3 protein-coding genes are annotated in these 13,572 nt (G+C 40.2%); all 3 read left to right on the plus strand.

Annotated features, from left to right (window positions below; translation table 11 throughout):
• Window positions 1-6 precede the first annotated feature (6 nt).
• The 3 genes from F3G70_RS10000 (at window position 7) to F3G70_RS10010 (ending at window position 13,553) form a co-directional block, all read left to right on the plus strand.
• Complete coding sequence (locus tag F3G70_RS10000) at window positions 7-5,259, plus strand: DUF3344 domain-containing protein (protein WP_223166070.1); 5,253 nt, start codon at window positions 7-9, stop codon at window positions 5,257-5,259.
• Window positions 5,260-5,393: 134 nt separating this feature from the next.
• A complete protein-coding gene (locus F3G70_RS10005) occupies window positions 5,394-8,393 on the plus strand; it encodes a DUF3344 domain-containing protein (protein WP_149732565.1) in 3,000 nt (999 codons plus the stop codon).
• Window positions 8,394-8,612: 219 nt separating this feature from the next.
• Window positions 8,613-13,553, plus strand: coding sequence for a cobaltochelatase subunit CobN (locus F3G70_RS10010; RefSeq protein ID WP_223166071.1), 4,941 nt, complete (start codon window positions 8,613-8,615; stop codon window positions 13,551-13,553).
• Window positions 13,554-13,572 lie beyond the last annotated feature (19 nt).

Below are 13,572 nucleotides of genomic sequence, written 5' to 3' on the forward strand. Positions count from 1 at the left end.
TACATGATGAAATTTAAAAATAAACTTGGGTTTTTGAGTATATTTTTATTTATTTTAATTATATCTTCAGGAATTGTTTTTGCTGAGGATTCAGCTCTGCCTTCAGTTGAAAACGGAGAGGTTTCTGGTAATGTAGATATTGCCACAGTCAATCCTTTTTCTACTAAAAATACCAGTGCTGAGCTTGAATATGAAATTCCGGCAAGTGCAAGTGAGATACAATCCGCTTATGTTGTTGTCTCTACCTACTCAGGTAGTGGGAATTATACTTATGGATTAACAACCAATATTTCTTTAAGGACTGCCAGTACGACAGAAGTATTGGAATATGCGAATTTAACATTCGTAAATGACACCGCAAACGATCCGGTTGTTTATCCTATAACCGATCTTACTTCAAAACAATATTCTGATTATCAAAGTTTAATAAATATAACAGATAAGGTAAAAGGATTATCCTCCGGAGATACTGTTACGATTTCAGTAAACAATACTGAATTGGAAGGATATATCTTTGACGGAAGAATTAAATTAATAGCTTTAGTCTTTGCTTATAATGATAATGATAACGATAAGATATCCTATTGGCTGAATATAGGTCAGGCATGGACAAAAGGAACTTTGACTACGGTCTTCAAAACGAAAGATTTTGATGGTGATTATGAGGATGTTGCTCTAGAATCAGTCTCTCTTTCAAGCACGGATGCTAATTATACATTAAACGGAATTGAATTGTCAGATCCGATTCAGAGAAAAGGCAGCAACTTTATTTATGATAAATGGGATGTCACTGACATTTTTGAAATGGGCAATGACACAAGTCTGGCATGTACAAATACCGGAAAGTATTCCTATAAGGCTGTAATTCAGTTATTGACAGTATATAATCCAGAAGTACATTATATTGCTGCTGATATTAAGACGGAATATACCAGTACTCCTAGCGTTTATGCCGGCGTCAACAATACATTAACTGTTAAAGTCAACAACTATAATAAAAACTTTAACGGAAGTGTAAAATTATATATCGGCGATGAAGAACTCGATTCAGTTGACGTAGCTATCAATGCATACAATTCAACTTCAATTACTTTAGTTGATCCGACCATCAGGCCGGTTACTGCAAATACCGTTAATGGAAACAATAATGAGAAAGTTAATTATACCGTTGTTATTGAAGATGCTGACGGATTTGTGCTAAATGAAACTGATGCCAGCATTGTTTTAGTATATGACGGTTACTTAGGAAAAGATTTCGAATATCCTGGTGCTAATCCGCTTGAAAGGGAATTCTATATTACCGGTGACGTCATAGTTTTAAACACTGAAGATTATAGTGCTGCTGGTGCTACCAGCAGAAATGACACATATAATGTTGATTTGGATGGCGGCGTTGTAAATACTGCTTTGTTATATGTTTCATACAACTGGGATAAAATTGTAGGTGATGACTATAATGCATGGAACACTACATTCAACGGTGTTGCCATTGCTCCTATTGCAACTTACCGTGACCAGTCTAATTTAGGTGGACTTTATGCTAAATACGGCTATGGTTTAGTAGTTTATAACGTAACTGAGTTAGTCGTTGACGGAAACAATACATTTGCATTGGAAAAGATTTCCGGTAATGCTGCTGTTTATCCAAGCAACTTAATTGTTTTAACCGATAAGAAGGTTAGTGCTGTTGAGTCTTATGTTTATATCTGGGAAGAAGCTGACTTATTATCCAAATCATATAATAAGTTTGTTCCTGCCGGATTTAACAGTACTTTTGAAATTGTAGACGGCAATGCCACTTTATATGTATTCGCTGCAAGCGCTCAGCCAGGTGAAGGTAATATAATCGTTAACAATGAAACCTACACTAACGTTTGGAACGGAACTTCCAATTCATTCGATACATTTACTACAGAAGTGGATGCTGAAGATATCAGCGTTTACTTTGAGGCAACCGGCGCAACTATTTTAGGATTACATCAGATGGTTGTTGTTGAAAATCCTCGCATTGCAGTAGATAGTGCTTTGAAAACCGAATATACCAGTGTTCCTACAATTTACGCTGGCGTCAACAATACATTGACCGTAACTGTAACCAACAATGGTGCAGAAATTGAAAATCTCACAGTTTATGTTTTACTTGACGGTGAAGAGTTTGCCAATTACACCATTGATTCATTGGCTGCAGGTGCCAGTGATGTTAATAATGTTGTTGATTTGACCATCAGGCCAATTACTGCCAATACAGTTAACGGCAATGACAATGAGAAAGTTAATTATATCGTTGGTATTAGGGGCGCTGACGGCAAAATAATTGATCTTGCTAATTATAGCTTTGTTGTTGTATATGACGGTTACTTAGGTAAAGATTTCGAATATCCTAATGCAGAACCTTTATTAAGGGAATTCTTCATTACAGGTGACGTTATTGTTTTAAATACTAAAGATTACAGTGCAGGTGGTGCTACAAACAGAACTGATGTTTATGAAATTGATTTAAATGACGGTATTGTTAATACTGCTTTATTATACGTTTCATACAACTGGGATAAGGTTTTAGACGATGATTATAATTCATGGAACACTACATTCAACGGTGTTGCTATCGTTCCTATTGCTTCTTACCGTGACCAGTCTAATTTAGGTGGAGCTTCTGCTAAATACGGCTACGGTTTAGTTGTTTATGATGTTACTGAGTTAGTCGTTGACGGAAACAATACATTTGCATTGGAAAAGATTTCCGGCATGTCTGCTGTCTATCCAAGCAACTTAATCGTATTGACCGATAAGGATGCTAGCGCTGTTGAATCTACTGTTTATATTTGGGAAGAAGCTGATTTGTTATCTAAATCATATAATAAGTTTGTTCCTGCTGGTTTCAACTCCAATTTCACTGTGATTGACGGTAATGCTACTCTGTTTGTATTTGCTGCAAGCGCTCAAGCAGGTGAAGGTAACATAATCGTTAACAACGAAACTTATGAAAACGTCTGGAGCGGATCAAGCTATTCATTCGATATTTTCTCAACCGATGTTAACGGAACTGATATCAGTGTTTACTTTGAGGCAACCGGTTCAACCATTTTAGGCTTGCACCAGATGGTTGTTGTTGAAAATCCTCGCATTGCAATGTCTAGCGATATGAAATCCGAATATACCAGTGTTCCTAGCGTTTACGCAGGCGTTAACAATACATTTGCTTTAACCGTTAACAATGACGGCGCAGATGTTGAAAATGTTACAGTTTATGTTTTAGAAGGTCAAAATCTGGTTGGTAATTTCACAATTGATTCAATGCTTTCAGGAGATAAGGAAGTCTTTACAGTTGTAGATCCTACAATCTGGCCAATCACTGAAAATACCGTTAACGGAAATGACAATGAGATAGCTAATTATACCGTTGTCATTATGGACGCCGACGGCAATATAATTGACCTCGCTAATTACAGCTTTGTCGTTGTATACGACGGTTACTTAGGAAAAGATTTCGAATATCCTAACGCTCTATCATTATTATGGGAAATCACTTTCACTGGTGATGCTATCGTTTTAAACACTGATGCTTACAGTGCAGGTGCCGCTACAAACAGAACTGATGTATATGAAGTTGATTTGGCTAATGGAACAGTCAATAGAGCTTTATTATACGTTTCATACAACTGGGATAAGGCTTTAGACGGTGACTATAAAACCTGGAACGCTACATTCAACGGTGTCGCTATCACTCCTATTGAAGCTTTCCGTGACCAGTCCAATTTAGGTGGAGCTTCCGCTAAATACGGCTACGGTTTAGTCGTTTATGACGTATCCGAGTTAGTCGTTGACGGAAACAATACCTTTGCATTCGAGAAAATTAAAGGCAATTCCGCTGTCTATCCAAGCAACCTTATCGTATTGACAGACAAAAATAATTCCGCATACAAAACCGCTTACATCATTGAGGAAGCTGACTTGCTGTCCAAATCCTATAACAAGTATGTTCCTGCCGGTTTCGAAACTTCATTTGAAATCGTTGAAGGAAATGCAACATTATACGTATTTGCCGCAAGCGCTCAGGCCGGTGAAGGTAACATTATCGTTAACAACGAAACCTATGAAAACGTCTGGAACGGTTCAAGCTATTCATTCGACACCTTCACAGTACCTGTTAACGGAACCGACATTAACGTTTACTTCGAAGCAACCGGCTCAACCATTTTGGGCCTGCATCAAATGATTATCGTTGAACACGAAAACTATTTGGTCATTGAAGCTCCTGATGTAACCAAATACTACAAAGGATCTGAAAGATTTGTCGTAACCGTAACGGACTGTGTAGGCACACCAGTAGCTAACAAAACAGTAAGCATTACAATCAACGGAGTAACCTACAACAGAACCACTGATGAAAAAGGTATCGCAAGCATGGCTTTAGGCTTGAACAGCGGAGAATACAACGTAACCGCAGCTGTTGACAATAATACTGTTGATTCCATCGTTACCATATTGCCGACCGTCAACGGTACTGACGTCGTTAAAGTCTTTAGAAACGGAACCCAGTACTATGCAACTTTCCTTGACTCTGAAGGAAACTACCTCAAGGACGGCACAACCGTTAACTTCAACATCAACGGCGTAATGTATGAACGTAAGGTATCAGGAAATTACGGTATGGCAAGATTAAACATTAATCTGGAACAGGGAACCTATATAATCACTGCAATCAACCCGGTAACCGGAGAAAATGCAGCAAACAACATTACAGTACTTCCAAACATCGTTAACAATACAGATCTGGTAAAATACTACAGAAACGATTCCCAATACTACGTAACCATTATAGGTGACGACGGCAATCCTGTAGGCGCCAACGAAACGGTCATTTTCAACATTAACGGTGTAATGTATGAAAGAACAACCAATGAAAACGGAACGGCCAGATTAAACATTAACTTGCAGCCGGGCGACTATATCATTACTGCAATGTATAATGGATGCAATGTGGCAAACAACATTACCGTATTGCCTGTATTGTCTGCTGAAGATATTACAATGACCTACAAGGACGGAACCCAATTTAAAGCCAACCTTGTAGACGGTCAGGGCAAGCCATTAGCTGATACAAATGTTACTTTCAACATCAACGGTGTCTTCTACGATAGAGCCACCGATGCTAACGGTGTGGCCGCATTGAACATCAACCTGATGCCTGGAGAATACATTATAACCTCAAGTTATAATGGAACAAATATCGCAAATACAATTAAAATTAACGGATGATTAATTTCATCCCATTTTTATTTTTTTAGTAATACTTTTTTTAGCATTTTCACCAATTCAGTAATACTTTAACTAATTTTAAATATTATCTTCATTAAAGATTTTTAATGTATTAATTTACATTTGGTGTTAAAATGAATTTTAAAAATATTTTTTTATGTTTTACAGTTCTCTTTTTAATTTCTATAATGTCAGGCACTGTTTTTGCTGATGAAGCGCCTGCCATGAGTCTGGTTGAAGAGGGAACGGTATCTGGAGATGTAGCAGTACATGCTTCAAATCCATTTCATCCTTCAGGAAGTCTGGAATATACAATTCCCGATGACGTAAGTCAGATACGTTCAGCTAATGTGATTGTAAGCTCTTACTCTGGAAGCGGAGCTCCAACGTATGCATTATACTCCAACGTTACTTTGGATACGGGCAATGGAGTTGAAGTATTGGGTTATGAGGACTTGCGCTGTGATATTCCTATGGCCAATGATCCTACGGTTTACAGAATCAATGACCATACCACAAAGCAGTTTTCCGATTATCAGTCAAGCTATAATATCACTGATAAGGTAAAGGACCTCTCTAGTGGCGATACGATTAAGATATCAGTTCAGAATACGAGAAATCCTGATTATCAGTTCGACGGCAGAATCAAAATGATATCTCTGGTATTGGCCTATGACGACGGGGACGATGACAAGATAACCTACTGGCTTAATGTCGGACAGTCATGGACGCAAACCAGCCGTTCAAACCTGATAAAGACGAAAAATTTCAATGGAGAATATGACGAGGTGACCTTCGAGAATATCGCAACGTCATCCTATTCCGCATTGTGCAGAATCAATGGCAAGCTCATATATGACCCTCTTTATGAAAAGCAGGGAAGCTATTTCATTGATGACATATGGGATATTAAAGACAATTTCAAAGTCGGAATTGACACTAATTTCTCATATAAGGCATCAGAAAGCGGTTTCGGCTCCTTCAAATCTGTTGTTCAGCTGCTGAAGGTAAGCAAATACAACATCACTGTAAACGCCACCATAACGCCACAGTACAAGAATACTGTTTATGCGGGTGTCATCAATAATCTGACGGTGGACGTTTCATCAAACAAAAAGATTGATGTCGTTGTAAAGCTCTATGAGGGTAAAGATGTGCTTTACTCAGAAAACGTCACTTTAAGCAGAGGAAAAACTTTAATGCATTGCATTGACTCTAAAATCAGGCCGATAACAGAAAATACCGTAAACGGAAACGATAATGAGAAAGTCAATTATACTCTTGTAATCGAAGATGCAAAGGGAAATATTATAAGTGAAACTAATTCAAGTTTCGTTTTATTGTACAACGGCTATTTCGCAAAAGACCTTGAATATCCAAATGCAAATCCTCTTTTAAGGAAAATCACTGTTGTCGGTGATGTAATCGTTTTAAATGGTGATGTTTACAGTGCAGCAGGCACCACCAACAGGACAGATGTCTTTAATCTGGAATTTAACGGAACCGTCAATACCGCTTTGCTTTATGTTTCATACAACTGGGATAAAGACGTCAACGGCGACTTCAACACATGGAATGTCACGTTCAATAATGTTTCAATAGCTCCTGTCGCCTCATACCGTGACCAGTCCAATCTGGGAACATCAGGCAGATACGGATATGGATTGATAGTCTTTAATGTCACAGATCTGGCCGTTTCAGGGGAAAATGTCTTCTCATTCAACAAGACAGCAAAAATTTGCGCTGTCTATCCGAGCAGCCTTATTGTATTGACTGATAATGATGAAAGCAGCATTAAAACCGTCTACATCTTAGAGGAATCCGATTTATTGTATACCAAGTACAATATGGGATTGCCTACCGGTTTCAACACTTTATTTGAAATAACTGACGGAAACGCAACGTTGTACGTATTTGCTGCCGGCGCACAGTCCGGTGAAGGTAACATTATCGTTAACGGCGAAACCTATGAAAACGTCTGGAACGGAACCACAAATACCTTTGACATGTTCAAAACGGATGTTAACGCAACTGATGTGGAAATCTACTTTGAAGCAACCGGAGGAAGCATTTTAGGCCTTCATCAAATGATCGTCGTTGAGTATGAAAATTATCTGAGTGTTGAAGTTCCTGAAGTCGTAAAATACTTCAAGGGGTCTGAAAGACTTGTTGTTAATGTAAAGGATTACAACGGAAATCCTGTATCAAACAGGACAGTCAACATAACATTGAACGGTGTCACATACTCAAGAACGACCGATGAAAACGGAAGTGCAAGTATGGCTTTAGGTTTAAACAGCGGCAAGTATAACGTAACCGCTGATGTTGATGGATTTAAGACTGAATCAAGCGTTACGATTTTGCCTACAGTCAACGGAACTGACGTTGTAAAGGTATTCAGAAACGCCACCCAGTACTATGCCACATTCAGGGACTCCGAAGGCAATTACCTGTCTAACGGCACTGAAGTGACTTTCAACATCAACGGAGTTATGTACAAGCGTTACATTAATGGAAACGAAGGCAAAGCCAGACTAAACTTAAATCTTGAACAGGGAACCTACGTTATCACCGCAATCAATCCGGTAAATGGTGAAATGGCTGCAAACAACATTACAGTCATTCCAAGAATCGTCAACAACAACGACTTGGTAAAGTACTACAGAAATGGCTCCCAGTACTATGTAAGCATTTTGGGTGACGACGGTAAACCTGTAGGCGCCAACGAAACGGTGACTTTCAACATCAACGGCGTAATGTATGAGAGAAAAACCAACGTGTCAGGCGTTGCAAGGCTCAACATCAACCTGCAGCCTGGAGAATACGTAATAACCGCAATGTACGGCGGATGCAACGTAGCAAACAACATTACAGTATTGCCTGTATTAACGGCCGAAAACGTTACTATGAGCTACAAGGACGGAACCAAATTTAAAGCAACTTTAGTTGATGGTGAGGGAAATCCTTTAGCAAACACAAATGTCACGTTCAACATCAACGGTGTCTTTTATCAAAGAACCACAAACGCTACGGGCGTTGCCGCATTGAACATCAATCTGATGCCGGGCGAATACATCATTACCTCAAGCTATAATGATGCAAATATCGCAAACACAATAAAGATCAATGGATGATTTTTTCATCCATCATTATTTTTTAGTAATACTTTTTCCCATATTTTCACCTATTTAGTAATACTTTAATTAATTATATTAATAATAAAAAAATGATATTAATAGTGAAAAGGATTAAACAAAGTTCTTTTCGAAGGGGGTTTTAATATAATTAAGAGTAAATTTGTTGCTTTTAATTTTAAAAATATAGCAATATTAATTATTTTAATTGTTTTATTTTTGAGTTGTATTAATGCAACATTTGCTTTGGAAGACAATGGAACTGTTATTGCAGACAGCGTAAGCTCTCAAAATCAGGCTTACAACAAGACAATGCTTCTTGTAAGCGATAACAGTGGAACAAACATCCTTGATTCTGCCGCAAATGAAGTGCTAAACAATTATTCTGACGTTAACATACAGGTCAGAAGTTCAGCTCAAATCTCCACTATGAAGGAGGAGGAACTTTTCAATCTGGTTGAGAAAAGCGATATCGTACTCATCAACTGGCTTACCACCGATGCCGATTCCGTTTTTACAAACCTTTTGATTAAGCATCCTGACCTTTCAAACAAGGAAATGTTTCTTGTACTTGAAAGCTCCTCATCTTCACAGCTTAAAACATTTAATCTGGTTAAGAATTCTACTATAAATTATCATAAAATCTTCTCAGACGGAATATTCACTGCAGATTATCTGAATGAATATTTCCAAACAACAAAAAGAGGCCAATCATTTAATACCGTTAGCGATTATCTGACCAACGGCAACGGAAATAAGGCAAATCCTCTGTTTAACCAGGCGGTCTTATATAAAGACTGCAACGATAAGGAAAATGCGATAAACGAGATATTGTGGGCATTGAATGCATGCGGATACAACTGCCAGTATCTTGCCCCTAATTTCCACGAATCCTATCAGTACGGCTTATACAGGGACAGATACATGACTCTTGAAGAATACATGAAACTATACTTCAATTCATCAAACGCCTACACCGTAGGTCTACTTGAAAGTAACATGTATGTATCAAGCGCATCTCTGGAACCTTATTATTCATTGATTAATGCTTTGGAAGCCAAAGGAGTTAACGTCATTCCTGTCGTGGCGGCAGGAGGGTCAGACGATCAGCTGAAGGTTATGGTTGAGTACTTTACCAATGCTCCTGATTATGAATCATTTTTAGAAAATTCATCAAATTACGAAAGCTATGTTGATGCGATAATCTCAATGCCTGCATACGGTATTGGGGGAACACTCTTTGATAAGGTCACCGAGTTCTTTGAAACCGCAGGCGTTCCGGTATTCAGGGCAGTGCACTCCGATTACGTAAGCAATGAGGAATGGGAGTTAAGCACTACCGGACTTCCGGGCAACAGAAGTGACAAATGGTGGCACGTAGCTATCGGCGAAGCGCAGGGCATCATAGAGGCTACCTTCGTAGGCGGAGTTACCAATGAGATATCCGCCACTACAGGCGCCAAATTAACCGGATACAAGTCTCACGAGACCAACATTGACTTGTTTACCGACAGAATCATTTCCTGGATTGATTTGCAGTATGAGGAAAATCAAAACAAGAAGATTTCTCTTCTCTATTACAACTATCCTCCGGGAAAGCAGAACATCGGTTCAAGCTATTTGGACTCAATGACCAGTATCTACAACCTTTTGCAGACATTAAAGGCGGAAGGCTATGATGTCGGCCAGTTGCCGGATAACGTAAGCCAGCTGGAAGACATGATTATCAAGTCAGGTATTAACGTAGCTACATGGGCTCCGGGTGAACTGGAAAAGCTGGCAAACAGATCCAATGTGGTTCTTCTTCCTGTCAGCGAATATGTGGAATGGTTTGAAAGTCTCGAACCGATTTCCAAACTCCAGGTAACCGAAGGGCCTGTTGCATACATTGGCGAGCTTTCAAGAAACGCAATAGCCATTGATTATACCGATCCGATGGATGAGAGACTCACCGACTGGTACGGTGAAATCATAGCGCTCTTGCCTGACAACTACACTTCAAGGGCAATTCCTATTTTGGATAACATTGTTTCAGCCCTCAGAAAGTATCTCTCAACGGGCCTGGAATCCGACTATGAGATATTTTTAAAATACAAGCAGGAATGGGCTGATTTGGACGTGCCTGGTTTGAACGGATGGGGAGAGGCTCCCGGAAACATAATGACCGTTTGGAGAAACGGAACTCAATACTTCGTTATTCCCGGTCTTACTTTCGGAAACGTCTTCGTTGCCCCTGAACCTCAAAGGGGATGGGAAGCCGATTCAGATGCACTCTATCACAGCACTGCAGTCGCTCCGACCCATCAGTATCTTGCGGCATTCTACTATTTCCAGGAATACTATTCATCAGCAATGGTATTTGTCGGAAGGCACGCAACCCACGAATGGCTGCCTGGAAAGGAAGTTCTGTTGTCAACGACTGATTACGGTTCCATTATGGTTGGAGACGTACCTCAAATCTATTTCTACATCTCTGACGGTTTAGGTGAAGGTATTCAGGCAAAAAGAAGAGGTTTTGCAGTAATGATTTCTCATCTGACTTCCCCTCTTGCCTACACTCAGCTTTACGGAAACTTAACCGTCCTTGCCGGTCTGGTTAACGAGTATGAAAACGCAATGGATCAAAGCGCAAAGGACGCACTCCTGTCCGAAATCAGATACATTGTCGATACCAACAACTATGTTGGCTCAATGGGCATAAGCAATGAAACATTCAACGGCTATACTGCCGACGAGTTAGTTTCCGCAGTCGACTCTTTCATCAAATCAGTTCAAAATGAGATATACACGTGGGGTCTGCACGCTCTGGGACAAAACTGGACGGATAAGGATATAGGCCTTTCCGTTTCGACGGCATTGTCACAGCAGTTCACCTATAATGGAGTCACAACCTCATTGTATGATGAAATAGCTAAAATCAAATACTCCAAAAACTACAATGAGCTCAATTCCCTTGAAAGAGGCGTAGTGATGAATTATTCAGCAGATGTCGTAATAGCATTAATCTATTATTCAAGCGAGGAAGTGTGCCAGGTGATTGGCGTTAATTCAACTTCACTGCTTGCGGCATTCGATTATGCGAAATTGTACATTTCCCTAATCAAGCTGTCTGTTCAAAAGGAAATCGATTCATTCATTGATGCTTTAAACGGAAAATACATTGCTCCAGGTCCTGCAGGAGACGTGCTTGACATCAATTCACTTCCTACAGGAGGCAATTTCTTCCACGACCAGTCCCAGGAACTTCCAACAGAAGAGGCTTTCAAATACGGAAGGACACTAACATTACTGGCGTTAGAAGGCCTGACGGACGACACCGAAAAGCTTGTAATGGGAATCTGGTGTGTTGAAACCGCAAGAGATGACGGAGCATTAATTTCAGTTGTATTATACTTATTGGGAATGGAACCTGTATACTCCTCCTCACCTAGTGCCGGGGGATACGTGCAGGTAGGAAATGATGAAGACCGTGACGACCATGAGCATGACGAGGAAGTTGCAGTAGGTGTTAAAACCAACATCATGCCTTCTTATGTTAAATTAAATGATTTGGTCCGTCCTGACGGCTGGGAAAAGAAAAGGATTGACGTTACCGTAATCACGAGCGGTAACTTCAGGGACTTGTATTCCACCCAGGCAATGCTTATGGATAACGCATTCAGGATTTCCCTGGCCAGGTCATACATGTACATCCTGGACAATGATGATTTGATGTCTGGCCCTTGGGGAAAGGACATTCAGGAAGGTCTCGATGAGGTAATGGCCTCAATCAACTACTACGGCGTCGGCGGCGAATCATTTGAGGAAAACAGTGTCGCAAAACACTGGGTAAGCGACTTCATATACTACAAGGAACTGGGCTATGATACCACTCATGCGGCCGAATACGCAATAACCCGTATCTTTGCGCCTCCGAACGGTGATTACGGTGCAGGAATTGCAAAGTCTGTTTCCATGAGCTGGACCTGGAACGATACCGACGAGCTGTCCGAGTTCTATCTGGGCAGGATGGGTAACATGTACTCCAAGTTCTACTGGGGCGAAACCAATCCTCTGGTATTTGCAAGGGCTTTAAACAACACAAATGATTTGATTGTAAGCCGTAACACCAACGTTTACGGTGTTCTGGACAACGATGATTTCTTCGATTACTGGGGCGGACTTTCAATGACGATGGCTTTCGTTAACGGAAACACTCCGAAAATGAACGTATTGATGTATGGAAACAGGAACACTCCATATACTACGTCAATCGAACAGGCCATTTCAAAGGAAATCCTTACCAGATATTCCAATCCTGACTGGATTAGCGGAATGATGCAGGAAGGATACAGCGGTGCCAGATACATTTCAAACAAGTTCCTCACGGACTTGCTCGGATGGTCAGTGACAAGGCCTGAAGCCGTTTCAAACTACATGTGGGATGACGCATACGATGTCTATTTCAATGACAAGTACGGCATCGGCGTTACCGACTGGCTTAAAACGGGAAACAACAACTATGCGTTCATTTCCTCAGCAGGTACATTACTCACAGCAGCTTATGAAGGCTACTGGAAAACCGATTCTGCAACATTATCCAGCCTTGCCAACCAGTGGGCTCAGGCAGTAATTGCAAACGGAGTGGCCTGCTGTGACTGCAGTTGCGGTAACATTGCTATGATGCAGTGGGCGGTTGACTTTATCAATCCGGATCTGCTTGCCAAGTTCGCAGACCAGATTTTCCAGGCAACGAATCACAATTTTTTCAATCCTGCCAATTTCCAGAACAATCCTAATGCCGATGAGGCGGACAGTAATATGGATGACAATACAGGCGTTAATACCAACAACGGTGACGTCCTGTCAAATTCAACTTCATCAACCTTAAAGTCAGACAGCGCAACATCCGGATTTACCGGCAAGACTGCTGTCGGTGTTGGAGATTCCTCTTCACAGCCTGCTACAGCTTCAAGCTCATCTGAAATCTATGACTCAGAAAATGTGGGTGAAACCGGTGGAGACTCAGCATCCAAAAGCTATGAGGTTGAAAAGTCCGTTTCAAGTAGCAGTACGACAACCGAGAAATCAATGTCAATACAGCTGATAATATGTGTAATAATTTTAGTGGGAATTTTTGCTATAGGCTACTTTAGAAATAAACAAAAAGATGATTTTTGAATAACATTCGTTATTCTTT

Source organism: Methanobrevibacter millerae (assembly GCF_900103415.1).
Classification (GTDB): domain Archaea; phylum Methanobacteriota; class Methanobacteria; order Methanobacteriales; family Methanobacteriaceae; genus Methanocatella; species Methanocatella millerae.

Coding starts and splice junctions, on each gene's coding strand:
- F3G70_RS10000 (WP_223166070.1), top strand. CDS start 7: ATGAAATTTAAAAATAAACTTGGGTTTTTGAGTATATTTTTATTTATT.
- F3G70_RS10005 (WP_149732565.1), top strand. CDS start 5,394: ATGAATTTTAAAAATATTTTTTTATGTTTTACAGTTCTCTTTTTAATT.